The organism is Arthrobacter sp. KNU40 (assembly GCF_051515115.1).
Lineage (GTDB): Bacteria > Actinomycetota > Actinomycetes > Actinomycetales > Micrococcaceae > Arthrobacter.
Window position 1 is genome coordinate 1,351,260 of record NZ_CP195850.1, and the last position, 24,432, is coordinate 1,375,691.

Annotated in this window: 23 protein-coding genes and 1 riboswitch; of the genes, 19 read left to right on the top strand and 4 right to left on the bottom strand. The window is 64.2% G+C overall.

The genetic code is table 11. The annotated features are described in order from the left end of the window. Positions 1-11 precede the first annotated feature (11 nt). Genes ACSKT0_RS06340 through ACSKT0_RS06360 form a run of 5 tightly spaced genes read left to right on the top strand, consistent with a single transcriptional unit; the run spans position 12 to position 6,223 of the window. The gene (locus ACSKT0_RS06340) at positions 12-1,334 is read left to right on the top strand and encodes an extracellular solute-binding protein (protein ID WP_437773000.1); all 1,323 of its coding nucleotides are present in this window, start codon (positions 12-14) and stop codon (positions 1,332-1,334) included. Next, entirely contained in the window at positions 1,331-2,281 is a 951-nt protein-coding gene (locus tag ACSKT0_RS06345; protein WP_437773001.1) for a carbohydrate ABC transporter permease, read from the top strand. Before ACSKT0_RS06340 ends, ACSKT0_RS06345 begins: the two co-directional genes overlap by 4 nt. Then, positions 2,274-3,254: a carbohydrate ABC transporter permease gene (locus ACSKT0_RS06350; protein WP_437773002.1), complete on the top strand. Its 981-nt coding sequence runs from the start codon at positions 2,274-2,276 to the stop codon at positions 3,252-3,254. The genes ACSKT0_RS06345 and ACSKT0_RS06350 overlap by 8 nt, the downstream gene beginning before the upstream one ends. Positions 3,255-3,305: 51 nt before the next feature. Continuing rightward, a complete protein-coding gene (locus ACSKT0_RS06355) occupies positions 3,306-5,027 on the top strand; it encodes a DUF4091 domain-containing protein (protein ID WP_437773003.1) in 1,722 nt (573 codons plus the stop codon). An 11-nt stretch (positions 5,028-5,038) separates the two neighbouring features. After that, on the top strand, positions 5,039-6,223 hold the full coding sequence (locus ACSKT0_RS06360) for a Gfo/Idh/MocA family protein (RefSeq protein WP_437773004.1): 1,185 nt from the start codon (positions 5,039-5,041) through the stop codon (positions 6,221-6,223). A gap of 68 nt (positions 6,224-6,291) precedes the next feature. Here the strand turns inward: ACSKT0_RS06360 and ACSKT0_RS06365 are convergent, their stop codons facing one another. Next, entirely contained in the window at positions 6,292-7,248 is a 957-nt protein-coding gene (locus ACSKT0_RS06365) for a LysR family transcriptional regulator (RefSeq protein ID WP_437773005.1), read from the bottom strand. A 115-nt stretch (positions 7,249-7,363) separates the two neighbouring features. Here ACSKT0_RS06365 and tdh point away from each other — a divergent pair, with 115 nt between their 5' ends. From tdh to ACSKT0_RS06420, 11 genes are all read left to right on the top strand, one after another. Further along, positions 7,364-8,410 (top strand): L-threonine 3-dehydrogenase, encoded by a 1,047-nt coding sequence (gene tdh, locus ACSKT0_RS06370; protein WP_437773006.1) that lies wholly within the window; start codon positions 7,364-7,366, stop codon positions 8,408-8,410. Between the two features lie 44 nt (positions 8,411-8,454). Next, the gene (locus tag ACSKT0_RS06375; protein ID WP_437773007.1) at positions 8,455-9,663 is read left to right on the top strand and encodes a glycine C-acetyltransferase; all 1,209 of its coding nucleotides are present in this window, start codon (positions 8,455-8,457) and stop codon (positions 9,661-9,663) included. A gap of 6 nt (positions 9,664-9,669) precedes the next feature. Beyond that, entirely contained in the window at positions 9,670-11,070 is a 1,401-nt protein-coding gene (locus ACSKT0_RS06380; protein WP_437773008.1) for a 6-phospho-beta-glucosidase, read from the top strand. A 54-nt stretch (positions 11,071-11,124) separates the two neighbouring features. Further along, positions 11,125-11,595, top strand: a complete 471-nt coding sequence (locus ACSKT0_RS06385; protein ID WP_437773009.1) for a pyridoxamine 5'-phosphate oxidase family protein — start codon at positions 11,125-11,127, stop codon at positions 11,593-11,595. A gap of 74 nt (positions 11,596-11,669) precedes the next feature. Then, entirely contained in the window at positions 11,670-12,782 is a 1,113-nt protein-coding gene (locus ACSKT0_RS06390; protein WP_437773010.1) for an NAD(P)/FAD-dependent oxidoreductase, read from the top strand. A gap of 11 nt (positions 12,783-12,793) precedes the next feature. Continuing rightward, on the top strand, positions 12,794-14,017 hold the full coding sequence (gene hutI, locus ACSKT0_RS06395; protein ID WP_437773011.1) for an imidazolonepropionase: 1,224 nt from the start codon (positions 12,794-12,796) through the stop codon (positions 14,015-14,017). 264 nt (positions 14,018-14,281) lie between these two features. Then, on the top strand, positions 14,282-15,199 hold the full coding sequence (locus ACSKT0_RS06400; protein WP_437773012.1) for an SIS domain-containing protein: 918 nt from the start codon (positions 14,282-14,284) through the stop codon (positions 15,197-15,199). A gap of 8 nt (positions 15,200-15,207) precedes the next feature. Continuing rightward, the gene (locus ACSKT0_RS06405) at positions 15,208-16,158 is read left to right on the top strand and encodes an ROK family protein (protein WP_437773013.1); all 951 of its coding nucleotides are present in this window, start codon (positions 15,208-15,210) and stop codon (positions 16,156-16,158) included. Positions 16,159-16,166: 8 nt separating this feature from the next. Further along, on the top strand, positions 16,167-17,111 hold the full coding sequence (locus tag ACSKT0_RS06410; RefSeq protein WP_437773014.1) for a 1-phosphofructokinase family hexose kinase: 945 nt from the start codon (positions 16,167-16,169) through the stop codon (positions 17,109-17,111). Beyond that, positions 17,108-17,947, top strand: a complete 840-nt coding sequence (locus tag ACSKT0_RS06415; RefSeq protein WP_437773015.1) for a class II fructose-bisphosphate aldolase — start codon at positions 17,108-17,110, stop codon at positions 17,945-17,947. Before ACSKT0_RS06410 ends, ACSKT0_RS06415 begins: the two co-directional genes overlap by 4 nt. 23 nt (positions 17,948-17,970) lie before the next feature. Continuing rightward, positions 17,971-18,762, top strand: coding sequence for a DeoR/GlpR family DNA-binding transcription regulator (locus tag ACSKT0_RS06420; RefSeq protein ID WP_345449690.1), 792 nt, complete (start codon positions 17,971-17,973; stop codon positions 18,760-18,762). Between the two features lie 16 nt (positions 18,763-18,778). On the opposite strand, the gene ACSKT0_RS06425 is transcribed toward ACSKT0_RS06420, so the two are convergent. Continuing rightward, entirely contained in the window at positions 18,779-19,459 is a 681-nt protein-coding gene (locus ACSKT0_RS06425) for a histidine phosphatase family protein (RefSeq protein ID WP_437773016.1), read from the bottom strand. Between the two features lie 99 nt (positions 19,460-19,558). Between ACSKT0_RS06425 and ACSKT0_RS06430 the strand changes: the two genes are divergently transcribed. Next, positions 19,559-20,323 carry a CPBP family intramembrane glutamic endopeptidase gene (locus ACSKT0_RS06430; protein WP_437773017.1) on the top strand — a complete coding sequence of 255 codons (765 nt, stop codon included), beginning with the start codon at positions 19,559-19,561 and terminating at the stop codon, positions 20,321-20,323. Positions 20,324-20,423: 100 nt separating this feature from the next. Here ACSKT0_RS06430 and ACSKT0_RS06435 read toward each other — a convergent pair whose 3' ends face one another. Next, positions 20,424-21,062, bottom strand: a complete 639-nt coding sequence (locus ACSKT0_RS06435; RefSeq protein ID WP_437773018.1) for a VOC family protein — start codon at positions 21,060-21,062, stop codon at positions 20,424-20,426. A gap of 246 nt (positions 21,063-21,308) precedes the next feature. Between ACSKT0_RS06435 and ACSKT0_RS06440 the strand changes: the two genes are divergently transcribed. Next, positions 21,309-22,625, top strand: coding sequence for a bifunctional o-acetylhomoserine/o-acetylserine sulfhydrylase (locus tag ACSKT0_RS06440; protein WP_437773019.1), 1,317 nt, complete (start codon positions 21,309-21,311; stop codon positions 22,623-22,625). Positions 22,626-22,785: 160 nt separating this feature from the next. Continuing rightward, a riboswitch (SAM riboswitch) is annotated at positions 22,786-22,901 on the top strand. 13 nt (positions 22,902-22,914) lie between these two features. Continuing rightward, positions 22,915-24,036 carry a homoserine O-acetyltransferase MetX gene (metX, locus tag ACSKT0_RS06445; RefSeq protein ID WP_437773020.1) on the top strand — a complete coding sequence of 374 codons (1,122 nt, stop codon included), beginning with the start codon at positions 22,915-22,917 and terminating at the stop codon, positions 24,034-24,036. 1 nt (position 24,037) lies between these two features. On the opposite strand, the gene ACSKT0_RS06450 is transcribed toward metX, so the two are convergent. Beyond that, complete coding sequence (locus tag ACSKT0_RS06450; RefSeq protein ID WP_437773021.1) at positions 24,038-24,430, bottom strand: hypothetical protein; 393 nt, start codon at positions 24,428-24,430, stop codon at positions 24,038-24,040. Between the last annotated feature and the right edge of the window lie 2 nt (positions 24,431-24,432).

Sequence of the window (24,432 nt, forward strand, 5' to 3'; positions counted from 1 at the left end):
GGAGAATTCTTATGAACCACAACGTGACCCGCAGGTCATTCCTTTCCTTTGCGGCTGCCGGTGCCGCCGTCGTCTCGCTTGCCGCTTGCGGCGGGAACAGTGCCGCGGGGGGTAGCGCAGCCAAGGCCGCCTACGCTGCTCCCGCGAAGGACCTGAGCGCCGAGCTGAGTTACGCCATCTGGGACGCGGCACAGAAGCCCGCGATGCAGAAGATCGTGACTGAATTCAACAAGCAATACCCGAACATCAAGGTCACCATCGACGTCACGCCGTCGAAGGGTTCGGCCTACTGGACGAAGATCCAAACCCAGGCAAGCAGCAACACCCTGCCAGATGTTTTCTGGATGAATGGTCCGCACATCAAGCTTTACGCGCAAAACAACCAGCTGTTGCCCTTGGACGGACTGGTGTCCGGCAAGGCAGTGGACACGGCCAATTACCCCAAAGCGCTGGTGGATCTGTACACCGTCGACGGGGCGTTCTACGGGGTGCCCAAGGACTTCGATACCAGCGCGCTCTTCTACAACAAGGCCCTCTTCAAGGAAGCCGGGGTGCCGGAGCCGACGTCCAACTGGACCTGGGACGATGTGAAATCCGCCGGCGCCAAGCTCTCCAAGTTCTACCAGGGCAAAGGTATCTACGGGTATGCCGGCGACCTCACGGGCGGCCAGACCAGCTACTACAACACGATGATCGAAGCCGGTGGGACCATCATCTCGACTGACGGCAAGAAGTCCGGATACGACTCCGCCGGCTCAATCGCCGGCCTTCAATTCTGGCGCGACCTGATCGAATCCGGCGTATCTCCCTCGATGCAGCAATTGACGGACACCTCTTCGAGCGACATGTTCACGTCCAGGAAATTGGCTATGACCATGGACGGCTCCTGGACCGTCGGGCCGGCCCAAAAGGCCCTTGGGGAAGATCTTGGCATTGTCAGCCTCCCGAAGGGGCCGAAGAGCAACCAGAGCGTGATCCACGGACTTGCCAACGTGATTCCCGCCAATGCGAAGAACCCGGCCGCGGCGCAGGCGTTCGTGGCCTTCCTGGGAACCCAGGATGCTGCCAAGATCCAGGCGGAAACCGGAACCGTCATCCCGGCCTTCAACGGCACGCAGGATGCCTGGGTCAAGTCCGTTCCCTCTGTCGACCTCAACGTCTTCCTTGACCTGGCCAAGGATGCCTCGCCCTACCCGGCGTCGGCCAACACGGCCGCCTGGAACGAACTCGAGAACACCTTGCTGCCCCAGGCGTTCGCCGGGACCAAGCCGGTTGCGGACGTCGCCAAGGACCTTGCCAGCCAGATGAATGCCGCGCTGGCCAAAGAATCATGAAATCCCAGACCCTGACGCCGGCGCCCAAAAACGGCCGGGCCGTCCAACCCGCCGGGGATCGCCGCAAAGGAAAATCGAAGTCGGATGGCTGGTGGCCATGGTTGTTCGTGGTGCCTACTGTTGCGGGCATCGGAGTGTTCTATCTTTGGCCGATCGTCCAGACGTTCTACTACAGCTTCACCAAGTGGGGTGTCTTCGGCGGAACCAAGTTCATCGGCCTGGACAATTACGTGCGGATGTTCGCGGATTCCACTATTCCGCAATCAATCCTCAATACGCTGATCTATACAGTCGTCGTCCTGCTGGGGATTCCTATTGCGGTCATCCTTGCGTCCCTGATCGAGCGTCCCGGCCTGCGCTTTGCGGCCCTGTACCGGACGCTGTACTTCATTCCCTACATCACCATGCCGGCCGCCGTCGGGATCGTGTGGAGGTTGATCTACAACGGTGACTTCGGTCCCATCAACTGGTTCCTGGGCTTGTTCGGGATCCAGGGGCCTTACTGGACATCGACGCCGGGGTTTGCACTCCTTGCCGTGGCTACCGTGGGGCTTTGGATGTCGCTGGGATTCAACCTCATCATCATCAGCGCGGGACTGCGCGAGATCCCTCGGGAGCTCTTCGAAGCCGCGGAAATGGACGGGGCCAGCCGGGTCCGCCAGTTCTTCAGCATTACCGTCCCGCTGCTGACGCCCAGCATCTTCTTTGTCACGATCGTCACCGTGATCAGCGGCTTCCAGCTGTTCGATTTGCTGTACGTGATGATGGGGAAAGCGAACCTGGCCATGCCTCAGACGCAAAGCCTCGTGTACATCTTCTACAACCAGGCCTTCCTGCAGAACGACAAGGGCTATGCGGCAGCCATCGGCATCCTGATCCTCGTCATCATCGCTCTTCTGACCGCTTTCCAATTCCGTATCCAGAAGAGGTGGGTCAACTATGTCTGAATCGATGCTCTCCACAAAAGGCGGTGTCGAATCCCGACAGATCGCTTCGGCAAGGCCATCTCACGCTGGAGGCGAACCCTCTGAACCCGCGGGCCGCGACCGCAAGATCCGCGGCACCAAGGGCGCCAAGGGCGCCGATCGCAAAGGTGCCAAAGGCGGCAAACAGGGCTCGAACGTCCTGGCACATTGTGTACTGAGCATTGGCGGGTTGGCCATGATCTCGCCCCTCCTGTACCAGATCGTCATGTCGCTTTCGACGAACGCCGAAGTCCAGAGCACGCCGCCCACCCTGTGGCCCAGCGTCGTCCAATGGCATAACTTCGCGGACGTCTTCACCTCCATGAATTTCGGTTCACAGCTCTGGGTGACGGTAGCAATCACTGTCATGAGGGTGTTCGGCCAGGTGCTCCTCTGCTCTTTGGCGGGTTACGCCTTCGCTCGGATGCAATTCCGGTTCAAGGGGCTCATCCTGGCCATAGTCTTGTCGATCATCATGGTGCCGTCCCAGTTGTTCCTGATCCCGCAGTACCAGATCATCCAGAACCTGGGGTGGCTGAACAGCATCGCCGGCATCGTGGCTCCGGGCATCTTCAGCGCCTTCGGCCTTTTCCTGATGCGCCAGTTCTTCATGGGGCTTCCGGACGAACTCGAAGACGCGGCACGGCTCGACGGTGCCAATCCGTTCCAGATCTTCTTCCGGGTCATGCTGCCCCTCGCGGCAAACGGCTTGTGGGCCCTGGTCATCATTACCGTGCTGTGGTCCTGGAATGACCTCTTGTGGCCTTTGGTGGTGACGTCGACGGCGAACGCCGCACCATTGAGCGTCGGGCTTTCGAATCTCCAGGGTGAGCACGCCAACAATTACCCGATCCTCATGGCGGCATCGCTCATGGCCATGGCGCCAATCCTGATCATGTTCCTGCTCATGCAGAAGCGTGTGATGGCAGGCATCGGCCGCTCCGGACTCAAGTAAAAACCAAGTGGGCACCCACGTAGAGACTCACGTAGGAAAGGATCGCAGCCCTTGACGGAACAGAACCCGGTCCAGCTGGACGGCTGGTCGTTCGTGCTGGTCGACTCCTTGGAAAAGGTCTACCCGGACGATCCACCACGGCCGTTCGACAGGACCATCCCGATGTCCGTTTTCCCCGGCGAGACTGCGTCGATCCAGGTGGCTCTCCGGCCGCCCATGAAACACGATTTTCGGCTGTCAGGGGCGTTGGAGGTTGCAGTCGATGGTCCGGCGGCAGGAATTGCCACCATTTCGCAGGTTGAACTGGTGCCGTGTTCATTGGCGGCATTCCCGCAGCATGACGGTGGCTATGACCGGGACACTCCCGGTTTGTATCCCGACCTTTTGCGACCCACCCCGGATGGTCTGATCAAGCCCCTCTACGGGCAGTGGAGCGCCGCATGGATCGACTTCGTGGTGCCATCCGCGGAGAATGCGGGCGATCACGAATTCGGGATCTCGGTACGGGACGTGGGGGGCCGCGTGCTCTTCAGCACCACTATCGAAGTCACTGTCCTCGCGGCTCAAGCCCCGGAACTGGAGATCGTGAACGCCCACTGGTTCCACTGTGACGGCTTGGCGAGCCATTACGGCGTCGGCGTCTTCAGCGAAGAGCATTGGTCGATCATCGACGCCTTCATCGGGTCCGCGGCAAGGATGGGAGCCAACTCGCTGCTGACGCCCACGTGGACTCCTCCGCTCGACACAGCCGTAGGGGGAACCCGGCTGCCCACCCAGCTGATCGGGATCCGCGAGGATTCCGGCTACCGCTTTGATTTCAGCAAGCTGCTGCGATGGGTGGATCTTTGCGCCAAACATGGCATCCAGTACCTGGAAATTGCCCACCTCTTCACGCAATGGGGGGCCAAGGCGACGCCGGCGATCTATGTCGAGACTGCCCGCGGAATGGAGCGGCGCTTTGGCTGGGACGTGCCGTCGACGTCGCCGTCTTACCGGGAGCTGATGGCCGGGCTGCTGCCTGCCCTGCGTTCCTTCCTGGCAGAGCACTGGTCTCTTGACCGGGTCATTTTCCACATTTCCGATGAACCAGCGGGCGCGCAAGCCCTGGCCGGATACAAGCAAGCAAAGGACGTCGTCGCGGACCTCCTGGACGGGTTGACGGTGGTTGACGCCCTGAGCGACTTTGAGTTCTACAACAGCGGAGCAGTTCCCAAACCCGTGGTGGCAAGTGATGCCGTGGCACCGTTCCTGGCGGCCGGGGTGAAGGACCTGTGGGTCTACTACTGCGTCGCCCAGGACGCCGGCGTCGCCAACCGGTTCATTTCCATGCCTTCAGTGCGGAACCGGGTTTTGGGTCACCAGCTATATGCCCTGGAATGCGCGGGCTTCCTGCATTGGGGATTCAACTTCTACAACACGGCCCACTCGTTGGCGCCTGTGGACCCGTTCAAGGACACCTGCGCCGGAGGAGCGTTTCCGGGCGGCGACGCCTTCATGGTCTACCCGGGACCGGATGGGGTGCCGTGGGAGTCGATCCGTTACAAGGTGTTCGCCCAGGCCATGTGGGACCACCGGGCACTCTCGCTCCTGGCAACGCTGGCCGGTCGCGAGGAGGCACTCGCGTTCATCGATACGAACGGCTCGGGCGGGAGCCTCGCCATGGACAGCTTCAGCTACGACCCCCTTCATTACCGAAGGGTCCGCGAGCTGGTCAACCAGGGAATCGCGCAGCGCGTGGGTCAAACACGCCGACGCATCAACTTATCTAGTTAGGAATAGTACTTATGGACCTCAAAGTAGGCATCGTCGGATTCGGCTTGCGGTCGTCGCTGTGGCGCCACGCGCACAAGCCCGGCCACGGTTCGGAAGTCACCGTCGTGTGCGATCTGGGCGAGCGCGGCAGGGCGGACGCGGCCGGGAAGATCCCGACGGCGGTCATCACCGACGATCTGGACGTCCTGTTGGACTCCGGCCTGGACGCGGTCCTGGTCCTGACGCCGGACAACCAGCACGCCGCCGTCGCCGTCCGGACGCTCAAAGCCGGCATCCCCACTTTCTGCGAGAAACCGCTTGATGTCACGTTGGAGGCAGCCGATCTTATCCTCCAGACGGCCTTCGACACCGGAACGCGACTCTATGTGGGCCACAACATGCGGCACATGCCGGTGGTGGTGCAGATGCGCGACATCATCCAGGCCGGGACCATCGGCGACGTCAAGGCAGTCTGGTGCCGGCACTTCGTGGGGAACGGCGGGGACTACTATTTCAAGGATTGGCATGCCCAGCGTGCCAACACCACAGGGCTGCTGCTGCAAAAGGGCGCGCACGACATCGACGTCATCCACTGGCTCGCCGGGGGATACAGCACCAAGGTGCAGGCGATCGGCGAGCTGGCCGTTTACGGCGACGTCGCTTCCCGCCGCGACAACACGGCACGCCGGATGGGTGATTGGTTCTCCGTGGACAATTGGCCCCCCACCGAACAGACGGACCTCGCCGAGACGATCGACGTCGAGGACATCTCGATGATGAACATGGTCCTAGGCAACGGCGTACTCGCCTCGTACCAGCAGTGCCATTTCACCCCGGACTATTGGCGGAACTACACGGTGATCGGCACCAAGGGCAGGATCGAGAACTTCGGTGACGGAGCCGGCGACCAGATCTATGTCTGGACCACCCGGACAACCTCCGGTTTCGCCGAGCCCGACCAGAAGGTGGAGATCCGCGACGGAGAAGGCGGCCATGGCGGCGCGGACCCCTTGCTCATAGCTGAGTTCCTGCGCTTCGCAAGGGATGGCGGAACCACGGCGACTTCGCCGATCGCAGCCCGGGAGGCCGTGGCGGCGGGCGTGCTCGCCACCGAGTCCCTCCGCGGCGACGGTTGCGCGAAGCTGGTTCCGGCCTTGCCCGAAGAGCTCGTGGAGTACTTCAACGCGGGCCAACCAGCCCGGGTGCGGGAACCCTAGCGTCGCGTGCCCCCAGCTAACTCGCAGTTATTGTCGTTTTAGAGCCTCATAACGACAACAAATGCGAGTCAGTTGGGCTGGGCGGCGCCAGGTGACGTGCCCCCGGAAAGTTCGGTCATGACAGTCTGCAGCGCTTCGCAGACCGTCATGACCGATTTCCGTTTCAGGGTTTCCGGCCTCGCCAGGATGTCGATCTTGCGCACGGAATTCACCCCCGCCAGCGGTCGCAGCACCACGCCGGCGTCCAGTACCCGCTGGGCGGTGAACCGCGGGAGCAAACCTATCGCGCCGCCGTCCGCCACGAGCGAGGCCACCGTGGAGTAGTCGTTGATGCGGTGCAGGACATCCGCCGGGCGCCCGCTGACAGCGACGACGGCGGCCAGCACGTCCGCGGGGGAGTAGCCGGCGCGGCTGGTCACCCAGGGCTGCCCGACGACGTCGGCCGGCCTGAGTTCGCGTCGCGCCGCGAGCGGGTGTCCGGCAGGCAACGCGACGTCGAGCGGCTCGTCGGCGAGCGGGATCACGGCGACTTTGTCGGTGGGCCACCCGGGGCTGTGCTCCATCCGGTGCGCCAGCACAAGGTCATATCGGGCGGCCAGGCCCGGAAAGTCTTCCTGGGCAACGTCTTCGTCGGCGAGCTTCACGCGGGGAACGCTGTTTTCCGGACCCGCGTTGCGCGCGGTGGTCAGCAAGGCCGCGAGCGGAGCGAACAAAGCCTGGCCCGCGCTGTGGAAGGCGCTCACGGTCACAGTGGAGCCCGGTGAGTCGTGGTACGCGCCAATGGCGGCCTGGGCGTCCGCGAGCGCATTCACGACGGCGGCTCCGGCGTCGGCCAGGACCCGGCCCGCATCGGTGAGCACCAGGGCCCGGCCCTCCTTGCGGGTCAGGGGCACGTCCACCGACTTCTGCAAGAGGGCGAGCTGCTGGGAGACGGCCGAGGGAGTGACCATGAGCGTCTCGGCCACGGCCTTGACACTGCCGAGATCTCCTAGTTCCCTGAGCATTTGGAGCTGATGTACTTCCATTTAGCAAATGCTAATTCGTTGATTGAGAAAAACCTAGTTGTGCTAAACCGTCCGTGGGGTTTCAATGAAGTGAAACGGCACACAAACGGCCCAATCCCTTGAGTTAGGAAGACCCATGAAGGCTCTCTACAAGTCCGGTCCCCACGCTGGTTTCGAACTCGCCGAACGGCCCGAACCGGAGGCAGGTCCCAGCGACGTCAAGATCCGCGTCATGACCACCGGCATCTGCGGAACGGACCTGCACATCCAGTCCTGGGACGCGTGGGCGCAGGGCATCATCGAGACCCCGCTGATTGCGGGACACGAGTTCTACGGCGAAGTGGTCTCCGTCGGCGAGGACGTCCGGGACGTCAAGGTCGGTGACCGTGTGTCCGGTGAAGGCCACGTGGTCTGCGGTATCTGCCGCAATTGCCGCGCAGGCCGCCGCCAGATGTGCATCCACACGGTGTCCGTGGGCGTGCAACGCGATGGTGCTTTTGCCGAATACGTTGTCATCCCGGAGACCAACGTCTGGGTCCACCAGGATCCTTCCATCACTCCTGAGCTCGGCGCCATCTTCGACCCCTTCGGCAACGCCGTCCACACCGCACTGAGCTTCCCCCTCGTCGGCGAGGACGTCCTCATCACAGGTGCCGGCCCCATCGGACTCATGGCAATCGCCGTCGCGCGCCATGCCGGTGCCCGCAAGATCGCCATCACCGACGTCTCCGCGCCCCGCCTTGAACTCGCCCGGAAGATGGGTGTGGACCTCGCCGTTGACGTGTCGAAGATGCGCGTCAAGGATGCCCAGCTCGAGCTTGGCATGCGCGAAGGATTCGACATCGGCCTGGAAATGTCCGGGCATCCCACGGCCCTGCCTGAGATGATCAACAACATGAACCACGGCGGACGGATCGCCATGCTTGGCTTGCCCAGCCAGTCCATTGACATTGACTGGGGCAAAGTGGTCACACACATGCTGACCCTTAAGGGCATCTACGGCCGCGAGATGTACGAAACCTGGTACGCCATGAGCGCCATGCTGTCCTCAAACCCCGTACTGCACAACCACATTTCCGCCGTCGTCACGGAAAAGCTGCCCGCCACCGACTGGGAAAAGGGCTTCGAAATCGCCCGCGCCGGCACGGGCGGCAAGGTCGTCCTCGACTGGACCGAAATCTAAGACACCGTAAAGTCCTCCCCAAGACCCCAGTACCAGGAGCCACCATGTACTCAAGTATCAAAGACCAGCTGCAGGGCGAACTTGAAGAGATCCGCACCGCAGGCCTCTTCAAAACCGAACGCCACATTGACTCGCCGCAGGCCAGCCACATCTCCGCAGGCCAGCTCGGCCAGCCGGCGAACACCGTCTTGAACTTCTGCGCCAACAACTACCTTGGCCTGGCAGACCACCCGGACATCATCGCCGCAGCCAAGTCCGCTATGGACGAGCGCGGCTTCGGCATGGCATCCGTCCGCTTCATCTGCGGCACCCAGGACCTGCACCTCGAACTCGAGGCGCGCGTCTCACAGTTCCTTGGAACCGAAGACACCATCCTCTTCTCCAGCTGCTTCGACGCCAACGGAGGCGTTTTCGAGTCCCTGTTCGGGGCCGAGGACGCCATCATCTCCGATTCCCTGAACCACGCCTCCATCATCGACGGCATCCGGCTCAGCAAGGCCAAGCGCTTCCGCTACGCCAACCAGGACATGGCTGACCTCGAAGCCAAGCTCATCGAGGCCTCAACCGGCGAGACCCCGGCCCGCCGCAAGATCATCGTGACGGACGGCGTTTTCTCCATGGACGGCTACCTTGCTCCGCTCGAGGCCATTTGCGATCTCGCGGAAAAGCACGACGCGCTGGTCATGGTGGATGATTCCCACGCCGTAGGCTTCATGGGAGCAACCGGTGCCGGAACCCCGGAACACGCGGGCGTTTCCGACAGGATCGACATCTACACCGGCACGTTCGGCAAGGCCCTTGGCGGTGCTTCGGGCGGCTACGTCTCCGGCCGCAGCGAAATCGTCGCCATGCTGCGCCAGAAGGCCCGCCCGTACCTTTTCTCCAACTCCCTCGCCCCCGCAATCGTCGCAGCCACCATCAAGGCCATTGAGCTGGTCCAGGGTTCGGGCGAGCTCCGCTCCAGGCTCTTCGAGAACGCCGCCTTGTTCCGCCGCCGCATGAGCGAGGAAGGCTTCGAACTGCTCGACGGCGAGCACGCCATCATTCCTGTGATGTTCGGCGACGCCGTGGCGGCCGCGAAGGTCGCCGACGAGATGCTCCACCACGGAGTGTTCGTCACGGCGTTCAGCTACCCCGTGGTGCCCAAGGGAGCTGCCCGGATCCGCGTGCAGCTCTCGGCCGCACACAGCTCTGAGGACGTCGAGGCGTGTGTCGAGGCCTTCGTGAAGAGCCGCGCAGCCGCGGGGCTCTGAGTTCCCATGATCCTCACCATCCTGGGCGGCGGGGGATTCCGGGTACCCCTGGTCTATTCAGCACTGCTGTCTGACCACGGGCCCGGCCGGGTCACCGAACTAAGGCTGTTCGACGCCGACCCCGCGCGCCTGGGCGTGGTGGCGAGGGTCCTGGCCGACATGGCCGAGGGGGTGCCTGACGCGCCCGCAGTGGGGCTGTTCACGGAGCTGTCAGAAGCATTGCCCGGCACGGACTTCATCTTCTCCGCCATCCGGGTGGGTGGCCTGGAGGGGCGCGCCGCCGATGAACGTATTGCCCTGGAGCATGGGGTTATCGGGCAGGAGACCGTGGGTGCCGGGGGGATTTCCTACGCCCTGCGGACCATTCCCGTGGTCCTGGACATCGCCGAGGCCGTGAAGAAACATGCTCCACACGCCTGGTTCATCAACTTCACCAATCCAGCCGGGGTCATCACCGAGGTGATGACGCGGGTCCTCGGCAACAAGGTGGTGGGGATCTGCGATTCGCCGGTGGGGCTGGCCAGGCGATGCCTGCTCGCAGCCGGAATCCACCGCGGCGCGGCAGCCTTCCGGGACGGTTCCGTGCAGATCGACTACATCGGCCTGAACCATCTGGGCTGGCTGCGCGGGCTGGTAGTCGACGATGAAGATGTCCTGCCGCGGCTCCTCGACGACGACAGCGCCATCGAATCGTTTGAAGAGGGCCGGCTTTTCGGCGCTTCGTGGATCAAAGCCTTGGGCGCGGTTCCCAACGAGTATCTGCATTACTACTACTTCAGGCGGGAAGCGCTCGACGCCGACCGGCGCGCCGAAACCACCCGCGGCGCCTACTTGGCGCGGCAGCAGTCGTCCTTCTACAGCGGGCTGGCGGAAGCGAACGACGGCGGTGCGGGGCCCGCCGAGGGGGTCCCGTCGTCGAAATCGGCCCTCAGGCTCTGGGAAAAGACCAAGCTCGATCGCGAAGAGACGTACATGCAAAGCAACAGGGACGCGGCCGGTACGTTCGAACGCGACGCCGAGGACCTGGTATCCGGCGGCTACGAGGCCGTAGCCTTGGCGATCATGCGTGCCATCAGCCAGGGCGAAACGGCCCGACTGATCCTGAACCTCCCCAATAGCGGCACCCTGGCAGAACTCGACGCCGACGCCGTCATCGAGGCGCCCTGCCTCGTAGACGCAGACGGAGCCCGCTTGCTGCCGGCCAAGGCTCTTCCGGACTACGCGCGCGGGCTCGTCGTCAACGCCAAAGCGGTGGAACGCGCCACGATCGACGCTGCGCTCACGGGTTCCCGGCGGTCCGCCTACAAGGCGATGGCGATGAACCCGCTCGTGGACTCGGTCAGGGTGGCAGAAGCGCTCCTGGACGACTACATCAGCCATTTCAAGGAGCTCCAATACCTGCGCTGAACCCCTTCGCCTAAGCCCTGTCCCGCAGAGGATCGGAGGCCTAGTATCTGCAGCATGGACAAAGATGCAGCACAACGTGTAACCGAGGTGTTGGATTCGCAGCAATGCTGGAATCTCCTGAGGGGCGTGTCTGTCGGCAGGCTGGCCGTGTGGCTCGGAGACCACCCTGACATTTTTCCGATCAACTACACCGTGGACCAGGGGACGGTTGTCTTCAGGACGGGAGCGGGCACAAAGCTCGCCGCGGCTCTGGGCGAGTTCCCGGTGGCCATGGAGGTGGACGGAGTCGACCCGAACACCGGAGTCGCGTGGAGCGTTGTGCTCCATGGCAAAGCGGCGCCCGTCAAACAGCTCGACGACGTCATCAACTCGTTCTCGCTGCCCCTGTTTCCTTGGGAATCCGGCAAGAAGGACCATTTCGTGCGGGTTCCCGCGGATTCGATCTCCGGGCGGCGCTTCACCGTCACGGAACCGCTCACGTGGTGGACCCCCTACAGCGGCATCAAGCCGTCCGCTCTGGAATAGGCCCGCTGGGACGGGCGCGGCGAGTCCCGAGCCGGCCCCTCGCATCTGGGCGTATGCGCTGACAGGATGGGGGGATGGCTGCGAATTATGATGTGGTAATTGTCGGTGGCGGCATCGCCGGGTTGTCGCTGGCTTCAGCGCTGGCCGGCCGGTGTTCGGTGGCGCTCGTGGAAGCCGAACAGACACTGGCCTACCACACGTCCTCCCGCTCAGCCCGGCAGCTGATCCCAAGCTACGGACCCGCCGTCGTACAGGAACTAACCGTCCGCACGCTGGAGCTGATGGCAGCCCGCGATGCTGCGTTGCCGGTGCCGGTGCTGGAACCGCGCTCGTTCATGTTGGTGGGCGACGAAGCCACCGTCAAGGCAGAAGCCAGCGGGCACATGCACCCCATCACGCACGCCGAAGCCCTTGAGCTGTGCCCGGGGCTGAATCCCGGCGCCTTCACGGCCGCAGGCCTGGACACGGGGTCGTTCGCCTGTAATGCGCCCGTGCTGTTGGAAGACCACCGCCAACGCGCCGAGGCCGGGGGAGTGGATATCATCACCGGAGCCCGGGTCCATTCTGCCCAACGGCTCGGTTCCGGCTGGCAATTGGGCGCCGGGCTGGAAGGTTTCCAGTCCGCCGTCGTCGTCAACGCGGCAGGTGCCTGGGCGGACGAACTCGCGGTCCTCAGCGGGGTGGAAAAGCTGGGCTTGCAGCCGTTCCGGCGCACGGCGGCAATCGTTGACGTCGAACGCCCGCTTGCGCCAGGCACCCCGATGGTCGCGGCAGCGGATGATTCCTACTATTTCCGGCGCGAGGGGGAGCAAGTGCTCATTTCGCCATCGGAAACGGTGCCGAGCGGGCCTGAAGACGCGCAGCCGCGGCCCGGCGACGTGGAAGAGCTCGTGGCCCGGCTGAATTCGATCACGTCGCTGGGCATCCGCTCCGTGGCAAAGGGATGGACAGGCTTGCGTACTGAAGCTGCCGACGGGGTTCCGGTGGTGGGTTTCGACGCCGAGGCTCCCGGTTTTTTTTGGCTTGCGGGCCAAGGTGGTTACGGTTTCCAGACGTCCTCGGCAATCGCCGAACTCGCCGCCGCGGAGATCCTGGGATCGGCGAATGTTGCCTCCGCGCCGGGCATCAGTCCGGCATCCCGGACACCGAGGGAGCTCGCGGCGGCCCGTTGTTCCATCCGCCGATGAACAATAGGTTCATGAGCGGGCAGACGAGCACACTGATCAGCAACATTGGCGAACTGATGACCCAGGACGCGGAGCATCGCGTTCTCAAGGACGCCGCCGTGGTGATCGAAGGTGAGCGGATTTCCTGGATCGGTCCGGTGTCGGAGGCTCCCGCGGCTGATGAGCATGTGGACGCGGAAGGCCGCGCGGTGCTCCCGGGCTGGGTGGACTCGCACTCGCACCTGATTTTCGCTGGCGACCGCACGGCCGAATTCGAGGCCAGGATGGCCGGCCAGAGCTACAGCGCCGGCGGGATCGCTGTCACCACGCGCGCCACGCGCGCCGCGAGCGACGAGGAACTGACCCGCCTCGCTGCCGGGCGCGTGGCCGAAGCCGTCTCCCAAGGCACCACCTATCTCGAGAGCAAGACCGGCTACGGACTGGACCTGGAGAACGAGGCACGCAGTGCACGGATCGCGGCAGCGACCGTGGATGAAGTCACCTACCTCGGCGCGCACTTGGTTCCGGCCGGAGCCGACGCCGAGGCATACACGGACCTCGTCTGCGGTCCGATGCTTGACGCCGTCCGCCCGTACGTCAGCTGGGCCGACGTTTTCTGCGAGCGCGGCGCGTTCACCGAAGAGCAGTCGCGCCGTGTCCTGACCGCCTGCCGCGATGCGGGACTGGGCCTGCGTGTCCACGGCAACCAATTGGGTGAAGGCCCCGGCGTGCAGTTGGCAGTGGAGTTCGGCGCGGCCAGCGTTGACCATGTCAATTACCTTTCAGCGGCCGACATCGAGGCGCTCGCCGGAACATGGAGGGGCTGGGATGCCTCCACCGGAACGGGTGCGCGGGGCACGGTGGCCACGTGCCTGCCCGCTTGCGATCTTTCCACCCGCCAGCCGCTTGCCCCGGGCCGTGCGTTGATCGACGCGGGGGTGCAGATTGCCTTGGCCGCGAACTGCAACCCCGGCACCTCCTACACGAGCTCCATCGCCTTCTGCGTCACTACTGCGGTGTTGCAGATGCACCTGAGCGTCCACGAAGCCGTCCGGGCGGCCACGTATGGGGGTGCGCTGGCACTGGGCAGGGAGTCGGGGAACGACGTCGACGGCGAACGGGCGGTGGGTTCGATCGCCGTCGGGCACCGCGCCGACCTCCACATGCTCAAGGCGCCGTCGGCGACGCACCTGGCGTACCGGCCCGGTATCCCGCTGACTTCCGCGGTGTGGCGGGCAGGCGTGCGGGCGCTCTAGCGGCGCTCTCGAGTCAACAAGGCAGGGCCTCTCCAGATGGAGGGGCCCTGCTTTTTCTTGTGCACTCTAGCGACGCCAGGGCGGGGTTCCTCCCTAAGGTTGGTCATTCCCATTTGCCAGGCGCGTCGAGGCGCCGTCGCGATCCTTGTGCGATTGAATATGATCGTTTAGTGTTTATATGGATCATAAAACGTCAAATCATTGACCGTTGAAGAGTGCGTTGAAGAGTGCGTCGAAGAAGCGCGGACAGGAATGGTAAGTGCGATGAGTAACAACACCCTCGGGGCCTTCATGGAAGAAGAGCTTGTTTCGCAGCCCGAGGTCTGGAAGCGGGCCATCGAGCAATCCAAGGCGGAGCACCTGCTTCCCGCTGACGGTGAGCGGATCGCCGTCGTCGGTTGCGGTACCTCATGGTTCATGGCGCAGAGCTATGCCGCCGCCCGCGAATCCGCGGGCAAGGGCGTCACCGACGCCTTTGCAGCGTCCGAAGCCTTCCTCAATCACAACAGCGCCGGCCGCCAGTACGACGCCGTGATCGCCATTACCCGCTCCGGCACCACCACTGAGGTGCTTGAGCTCCTTGAAGCCTTGCGTGGAAAAGTCCGCACTATCGCCGTGATCGGCGACGTAAATTCACCCATCACCACCCTGGCCAACGCCGTGATCGGCCTTCCCTACGCCGACGAGAAATCGGTGGTCCAGACCCGCTTTGCCACCACAGCCCTCGTGTACCTCCTGACGAGCCTTGGTATCGAACTCGGCACGGCGATTGAGGATGCCCGCACTGCCGTCACCGAGCCTGTTTCCCAGGAGTTGCTCGACGCCGAACAGTTCACCTTCCTCGGTACCGGCTGGACCGTTGGCCTGGCCCACGAAGCCGGACTCAAGATGCGCGAAGCAGTGCAGGGCTGGACCGAATCCTATCCGGCGATGGAGTACCGGCACGGTCCCATTTCCATTGCCGCCCCAGGCCGCGTGACGTGGATCTTCGGCCCGCAGCCCGAGGGCCTCGACGCCGACATGGGCCGCACGGGCGCCCTCTACGTCAACACCGGCAAGCATCCGCTCGCCGAGCTGGCCCGGGTCCATAAGGTCACCTTGGAGCGGGCACGCGTGCGCGGCCTCAACCCCGATCTGCCGCGCAACCTCACGCGCTCTGTTGTCCTGAACGCCACGGCCTAGGCAATCCCATGGTTCTCGGAGCCGCTGAATCCGCAGTCCTGGCCTTCGACGTCGGCGGGACGGATCTGAAGGCAGGCCTTGTCGACACAGCCGGGAATGTCCTTGGCCTGCGCCGCACCGCTACGCCGCATGATCCCTTGCGGCCGGGCGAGGCGATCCTGGACGCAGTCGAGGCATTGGCCTCGGAATTTGCCGCTGAATTCCCCGGCCACCCAGCGAAAGCCGCGTGCATTGTGGTTCCGGGAATCGTTGATTCCGACACCGGAGTAGGGATCTATTCGGCGAACCTGGGCTGGCGGAACTTTCCCTTTGGGGAAAAGGCCGCGCAACGCCTCGGGCTGCCGGTCTCCTTCGGCCACGATGTCAGCACGGCCGCCGAAGCCGAATTCCGGTTCGGAGCGGCCCGCGATTTTCGCAACGTCGTGGTGATGGTGGTCGGCACGGGGATCGCCGCCGCCGTCATCTCCGACGGGTACCCGGTGCGCGCAGGCGGCTTCGCCGGGGAACTGGGCCACGCCCTCGTACCGGACCCCGACGGTCCCGGGACCACTATCCTTGAGGCCGTCGGCTCCGCCGGAGCGATCGCCCGGCGTTACAGCGACAAAGCCGGAACACCGCGCGCCGGTGCCCGTGAAGTCCTTGAACGGGCCACAGCGGGCGATGCACTTGCGGCAAGGATCTGGGCCGACGCGGTGGACGCCCTCGCTTTCAGCCTCAGCCAATGCGTCAGCATCATTGGCACCGAAGCAGTGGTGGTTGGCGGCGGGCTTGCCGAAGCGGGTGAAGGACTCCTGCAGCCACTGCGTTCGCGCCTCGATGAGCTGCTCGATTTCCAGCGCCGGCCCATCATCATGCGCGCCCAGCTCGGCCAGGATGCAGGTTTGCTCGGCGCCGCCATGAGGGCACGGGCCTTGCTCCCGGCCGCGAAGGCCGCCTCCGGCACGGGGACGGGGCGGTGAACCAGGCCATGAAAAGGGTCATCACCGTCACGCCTAATCCGGCCATCGACCTCAGCTACCACGTCGCCGGAATCACCCCCGGAGCAAGCCATCGCGTTGCCGGACCCCTCAGCCGCGCAGGCGGAAAGGGCCTCAATGTTGCGCGCGTGGCCCACCAGCTGGGCCATCCCGTGCTGGCGATCGCGCCCTCGGGCGGCACGTCCGGTGCCGAATTCGCCGCCGAACTGCTCAGCAGCGGCGTACCGCATCGCCTCATTCCGGTCGCCGCGGAAACACGGCGCAGCATTGCGCTCGTGGACACGGTGGGCGGCGAAACGTCCATCTTCAATGAAGAGGGCAGTCCCCTCCAAGCGTCCGAATGGCAGGCGCTGGCCGCCGCCGTCGTCGACGCCCTTGACGGGCAAAGCGCGGGAGTGCTTGTCGGTTCCGGCAGCCTGCCACCCGGCGCGCCGGCCGACTTCTACCCGGCGCTGGTGCGCCTGGCGCACGACGCCGGGATTCCCGCCGTCGTCGATACTTCCGGTCCCGGGATCATCGCCGCCGCGCGGGCCGGGGCGGACCTCCTCAAGCCCAACAATCACGAACTCCTTGAAGCAACAGGGGAAAGCAGCCTTGACGTGGCCGCAGGGCGATTGATCGCCCTCGGGGCCAAGACGGTACTGGTCAGTGCCGGCGCTGAAGGCATGCTCGCGTTCCACCATGCGTCCCCCGGAGGCTACTGGAGCGCCCGGCTCCCGGAACCGCTCAGCGGCAACCCCACCGGAGCCGGCGACGCCGGAGTGGCGGCGGCCGCCGTCGCGCTCGCCGACGGGATCACGGACATCCCCACGATCCTCCGCCGGGCGACAGCCTGGTCCGCCGCCGCGGTGCTCATGCCGGCCGCCGGTGAGATCTCACCGCTCTACGCGGACCTCGAAGACAAACTTATTCTCAGCTGGAAGGAGACCCTGTGACGCTCGTCAGCACACGGGAACTCATGGATACCGCCGCGACCAACGGAATCGGACAGGGCGCCTTCAATGTCGTCCACCTCGAAACCGCCGAAGGCCTTGTTGCCGGGGCGGAGACGGCTGGTGTCCCGCTGATCCTGCAAATATCGGAGAACTGCGTCCGGTTCCACGGCGGACTCGTCCCGATTGCCCGGGGTGCCATGTCCATCGCCCGGGACTCTTCGGTGCCCGTGGCCCTGCACCTGGACCACGCCGAATCCGAAGAGCTGGCTATGCAGGCTGTCGACCTCGGGTTCGGTTCCGTCATGTACGACGGTGCGCACTTGCCCTATGGCTCGAATGTTGAAGTCACGCGTCGGGTCGCCAAATACGCCCAGGACCACGGGGTCTACGTCGAGGCCGAACTCGGCAAGGTGGGAGGCAAGGACGGTGCCCATGCCCCGGGAGTCCGCACGGATCCGGCCGAGGCTAGATCCTTCGTGGAAGCCACCGGCGTCGACGCCCTCGCCGTCGCCGTCGGTTCCTCGCACGCCATGACGGAACGCAGCGCAGCCTTGGACCTGGCCCTCATCACCCGGCTCAAGGAGGCCGTCCAGCTGCCGCTCGTCCTGCACGGATCCTCAGGCGTAGCAGATGAAACGCTGGTGGCGGCAATCCGGGCCGGTATGACTAAGATCAACGTATCCACACACTTGAACGGGTTCTTCACCCGCGCCGTCCGTGAGTACCTGGATGCCAACCCCTCGGTGGTGGACTCCCGCAAGTACATCAAGGCCGGACGGGACGCCTTGGTGCTGGAAACCGCACGTCTGCTGACGCTGTTCGCGAAAGTGAACTAGTCCCAATTTCCGGAAGGTTCGTGATGACCCGCAACGATCGACTGACAGCCATCCTTGATCTCCTCGCCGAGTCAGGGCATGTTGAGGTCGAGGATATCGTGACCCGACTGGCCGTCTCGCCGGCCACGGCGCGCCGTGATCTGGACAGCCTCGCCAAGCAGCGGCTCCTGAGCCGTACCCGTGGCGGAGCAACCACAGGATCGGTCGCCTACGAACTTCCGGGGCGCTACAACAGGGATGATCACGCCGAGGCAAAGCAGCAGATTGCCTTGGCAGCCTCGGAGCTCATCATGCCCGGGGCCGTGATCGGACTCAGCGGAGGCACCACCAATACGGCCCTGGCCCAGGTGCTGTCCACCCGCGAAGACCTGAACGCGCCCTCCAACAGGCCCATGCTGACGGTGGTCACCAACGCAATCAATATCGCCGCCCAGCTTGCCGTGCGTCCCAACATCAAGATCATGGTCACCGGCGGCATCCTGAACCCGCGTTCCTACGAACTTGTCGGGCCCTACACCGATGTCATCATGCAGAAGGTTGCCTTGGACATCGCCTTCATCGGCGTCAACGGAGTCGATCCGAAGATCGGCCCCACCATCACCGACGAGGGAGAAGCCATGGTGAATACCGTCATGGCCCGGCGCGCCACCGACTCCTATGTCCTCGCCGACTCCACGAAGATCGGCAAGCGTGCCTTCGCGGCGATGGCCGGGTACGATTTCCGCCGGCTCATCACGGATTCGGGCATCACGGCAGAGGACAAAGCTGCGTTTGAAGCCGGCGGCACCGAAGTGATCGTGGCCAAGGACGCCTAGCTCTGTTAGATGGCCGTCAAAAGACCATCGGGGGAGCGTTCAACACGGTTTCGTCCGTGCTGCGCCGCACCCACTGGCTGAACGGCGTGTCCAGATCGTACTTGTCCTGGTCGTTGCGGATCAGTGTCCGTAGCTCCGCGTTGCCCGGGTTGTTGAGGGACTCGAAGTACTCCACCGACCAGTGGAACCACCGCATGCAGAAGAGCCGCATGGTGAGGCCATGGGTCACCAGCAGGGTGTTGGGCGCGTAGTCGGGTTTCTCCCAATGCCGGTACAGGGTTTCCATGAAGGACGAAATCCGGTCGTAGACATCGGAACCTGATTCGCCCTCGCGGAAGCGGTAGAAGAAGTGCCCGTAGAGGTTGCGGAGCTCCTTCTGGTCCCCGATGTCTCCGGCAATCTGGAAGTTGGCCCAGTCCTGTTCACGCAGCCGGGGCTCCTCGATCACCCTTTCCGTGAGGCCGCCCAGATTCAGTGCCTCGAGGGTCTGGTATGCCCGAAGGTACGGCGAGACATAAACGCACACGGATTCGCCGTCGAGCTTCCTGCGCAGTGCCTCACCCGCGGCCCGTGCCTGCTCGATGCCGAGCTCCGTCAACGGGATACGGTAATCGGGCACACGGTTGTAGATGGAAGTGTCGGCGTTGGCGGCGGACTGGCCGTGCCGGATCATGAAGATTCGTGCTGGCGCGCTCATCCCACCAAGCATAGGGTCAGGAGACGCCTGGCCATGCAAACGGACTCCGGGTGGCCGGGCTCAGGGGAAACATCAGGCAAATGCAGGCAAGATAGGAGCATGCTCCTAGCCTCAACGCGCCGGTTGCGCGCCGAAGTACTGATTGTCCTTGGCCTGTCCCTCGGCCAATCGGCCGTGTACTCCGTGGTGCAGTTGCTGGACAAGATGACCCAGGGGCCTTTGGCCCATGCGACGTCCACCCTCAACCGCTCGCAGAGCACGCGCGAGTACTTCGATCTCACCTACCAGCTGTTGGATATCACGTTCGCCCTGGTCCCGGTGGTGTTGGTGTTCTACTTCCTGTCTTTGCACCGCCAAACGGCGGAGAGCCCCTCGGGTTTCACCCGGCTGGGCTTCAACTTCGCCCGCCCGGGCCGCGACGCGTTGCAAGGACTAGGCCTCGCCGCGCTGATCGGGATCCCGTCGCTGGGCCTCTATGCTGCCGGCCGCGCCCTGGGGATCACCACAGCGATCATTCCCAGCGGCCTGGACTCCTACTGGTGGACCGTGCCGGTGCTGGTCCTCTCCGCGGTGCGGCACGCCGTCGTCGAAGAAGTGATCGTGGTGGGCTACCTCCTGGACCGGTTCGGGAAGTTCGGGTGGAGCACCCCGCTGGCGATCGTGCTCAGCGCGCTCCTTCGCGGCAGCTACCACCTGTACCAAGGCTTCGGACCTTTCATCGGCAATGCCGTCATGGGCCTCGTGTTCGGCTGGATATACACGAAGACCAAAAGGGTCATGCCGCTCGTGGTGGCCCACGCCCTCCTGGACATTGTGGCGTTCGTCGGCTTCAGTGTCTTCGGCAAGGCCATCGGGCTGGGCTAGGGGCGCGTTAAAAGGTTTCGGCCGCCATTGCGGGGTGACGTCATTGGCACCCGCATAATGGCGGCCGAAGTTTTCCGGGCCATCCTGGCCCGTTGGTCCGTCAGATCGTGACGGCTCCGTTGGCGGTTTCGAACGTTACCGACATGATGCCCGGCGTTCCGTGCGGAGCCATCCATTGGACAGCAACGTCCTCAAGCGGCTTCTCCACGGGTTCTCCGAGCCATTCGGTAACCCGTTCCGCGGAGCCGGCAATGGTGAGGCTGGACATCTTGACGTCGCTTGGGTACACGAGGGACGGGTGAAGTGCAGGGTCGCCCTCCCAACGGAGCAGGTACGGAACCTGGGGATCGGCGATGAGTCCCAGGATGCCGATCTGCGACCAAACGAGTTCGCGGCCGTCCGGAAACTTGCGGTTGCCGGGGACAGCGGCGCGTCCGAGCCGCTCTTCGAACGGGCTCAGGTCGTCAACAGCGACGCACCAGCCCATCCAACCGCCTCCTGCGGCGGAGCGTGCACGGACTGCTTGTCCAAAAGGTGCCTTGTCGGATGCCGGGTGGTCTAGGACCTCGACAACTTCCAGGTATTTGTGGTCAGCAAGGGGGATGATCATGTTCCGGGTACCGAAGCGCGGATGCACTCCGCCCCGGACTGCGTCCACTCCCAATGCTGCGGAAATTCGCTCGGTGGTGGCCAAGAGGCCATCTCGTTCACAAGCGTAAGAGACGTGATCCATGCGCATGGCTTCATCTTGGCACTTTGTGATGGAGCTCTCAGCTAAGTCAAGCCTAACCAAGGTGGGATGTATCGAAAAGGCAGCTCAGAGTCACTTCAGGACGCGCCGGGACCGAAAACTACTGTGTTCGTCACAAACCTTCCGGAGCCCGCAATACCGTCCATAGACTGGCGCCAACCGAACGCCGGCAGGCTGAATACTTCAGCCCGGCAGGCTGAAACACGGCAAGAGCCCAGACAACCAGGAGTCCGCATGTCGCAAGGATGGTCATTCGAAACGCGCCAGATCCACGCCGGCCAGGAGCCGGACGCCGCCACCGGCGCCCGGGCACTTCCCATCTACCAGACCACTTCGTTCGTCTTTCCCAGCGCGGAAAGCGCGGCCAACCGCTTTGCGCTCGCCGAGCTGGCACCCATCTACACCCGGATCGGCAACCCCACGCAGGATGCGGTGGAACAGCGCATAGCGAGCCTGGAGGGTGGACTCGCGGCACTCCTGCTGAGCTCCGGCCAGGCCGCGGAAACGTTCGCCATCCTCAACGTCGCCGAGGCTGGCGACCACCTGGTCGCCAGCCCGAGCCTCTACGGCGGCACATACAACCTGCTGGCGCACACGCTGAAGAAATTCGGAATCTCGGTCACCTTCGTCGAGGACCCGGACAACCTCGAACACTGGCGTGACGCCGTGCAGCCAAACACCAAGCTGTTCTTCGCCGAAGTCGTCTCCAACCCGCGCCAGGACGTTTTGGACATCGAGGGCGTCTCCCGCATCGCGCACGAAGCCGGAGTCCCGCTCGTCGTCGACAACACCCTCGCCACGCCCTACCTGATCCGGCCCATCGAGTGGGGCGCGGACATCGTGGTGCATTCGGCCACCAAGTACCTGGGCGGGCACGGATCCGCCATTGCCGGAGTCATCGTGGACTCCGGCAACTTCGATTTCGGCAAGGACCCCGAGCGGTTCCCCAACTTCAACACTCCGGACCCCAGCTATAACGGCCTGGTCTATGCCCGGGACCTCGGCAAGGACGGTGCCCTCGGCGCGAACCTCTCCTACATCCTCAAGGCCCGGGTCCAGCTCCTGCGCGACCTTGGCTCGGCAGTTTCACCGTTCAACGCTTTCCTGATCTCCCAGGGAATCGAAACCCTCAGCCTGCGGGTGGAACGCCACGTGGAGAACGCCACGAAAGTGGCGCAATGGCTCGAAGGGCGCGACGACGTCGAATCGGTCGCGTACGCGGGGCTGCCTTCCAGTCCGTGGTTCGAGCGCGGGCGGAAGTACGGACCCCGCGGCACCGGCGCGGTGGTGTCCTTCACCATCCGCGGCGGGATCGACGCCGGCAAACGCTTCGTGGACGCCCTGGAACTGCATTCGCACGTGGCAAACATCGGGGACGTCCGTTCCTTGGTTATCCACCCCGCGTCCACGACACACAGCCAGCTGACCCCCGAACGGCAGGCCGTGGCCGGAGTGACCCCGGGCCTGGTGCGGCTGTCCGTCGGGATCGAGCACATCGACGACATCCTCGCGGACCTCGAGTCAGGATTCCGGGCGGCGAAGGGCAGCTAGTGCCGCTCCGGATGGCGCAGGAGGCCGGCGGGCGACGCAACATGAATCTTCGCCAGCCGGCCTCCTTGGTCCCTGCTTCGTGAACAAAACACGGTCAAGTGTCACAAAGGTGTCATAATCTTCGTCAGAAGGGGTCCGGTTTTCCTAGACTCTTCCTATAGGTCATGAGTGCCAGCGACAGCCCCGGCTTGCTGGCCGGCAACCCTCCATTCGCGGCGGGGTGCCCCGGGTGAAGACCTGGCCCTTCGCTGTGTTGGCGGCGGGCAAGCGCGATGTGAGGTGTCAACGAATGACAATTGCTGCAACAGCCATACCCCTTTCCGGTACCCAGGACGGAACACTCAAATATGTTTCCGTGGGCGGACTCGAACTGGAGGCCGGAGGTTTCCTGCCGGAGGTCCTCCTTGCGTACGAAACATGGGGGCGGCTCAATGCCGACGCTTCGAACGCCGTCCTGGTGGAACACGCCCTGACGGGCAGCACCCATGTGGCCCGTGGCGAGAGCGACGAAGAAGGCTGGTGGGAGCAACTCGTTGGTCCGGGCGCCACCATCGACACGGACCGCTACTTCGTGGTCTCCGTCAACATCGTGGGAGGCTGCTACGGCAGCACCGGGCCGTCGTCGAGCGCTCCTGACGGCAAACCGTGGGGTTCCCGCTTCCCTCTGGTGACGCTGAGGGACAGCACCGTAGCCGAAGCCCGGCTCGCCGACGCTCTAGGGATCCGCAGCTGGCACACCGTCGTGGGCGGGTCCATGGGCGGTGCCCGTGCACTCGAATGGGCTGTCGGCTATCCGGGCCGGGTCGAGCGATGCGCCGTGATTTCGATCGGGGCGTACAGCACTGCCGAGCAGATCGCGTTCGCGCAGGCCCAGACGCTCGCCATCCGGCAGGACGCCGACTTCAACGGCGGTGACTACTATGGCCAGGCCGCGCCCGAGGCGGGGTTGGCCCTTGCCCGGCGGATCGCCCACATCACCTACCGTTCGGCGGATGAACTGGACTTCCGCTTCGGCAGGAACGCCCAAGGCGGCGAGGCACCCCTCCAGGCTGCCGCGCTGGGGGACCGCGGCCGCTACCAGGTGGAGAGCTACCTCGACCACCAGGGACGCAAGCTGGTCCAGCGCTTCGACGCCAACAGCTACATCGCCATCACCGAGGCCCTCATGAGCCACGACATCACCCGCGGCCGCGGCTCATTGGAGGAGGCGCTGTCCGTGGCAACGGCGAAGTTCTTCGTTGCGTCGGTGGACTCGGACCGGCTCTACTTCCCGGAACAATCCCACGAGCTGGCCAAGGCCTTGCCCGGAGAGGTCCCGGTTCACGTAATCCAGGCGCCGATCGGGCACGACGGTTTCCTCACCGAGATCGGCCAGCTCGGCCCCCAGTTGCGCGAAGCCTTCTTCGGCTGAATCAGCCGTTCATGATCTCCTGGCGGAGCTTCATGTAATCCTCCATGGCGATTTTCCCGTCGCTGTACTCCTGGTCCAGTTCGGCCAGTTTCCGTGCCCGGTAGCCTTGGGGCGCGCTGTTCGGCTGGGGCGCGCTGTTCGTTTGCGGAGCAGCCGACGACGGCGGAGCGGCCTGCGGTACGGGCGTCGCCACCGGGGGTTGCGGCTCAGCCGGGAAAATTACCGGGGGTTGCTCCGGGTATCCGACGGGGTTGGTCTGCGGAGGATAGGGCTGACCGGGGTAATTCTGCGGAGGGAAGTCCCGGAGCCTGCGTTGGCGCGAGCGGTTGTACATGCGGATCCCCATCGGAATCAGCCAAGAGCAGACGATGATCCAGAAGATCAAATTGTTCACGG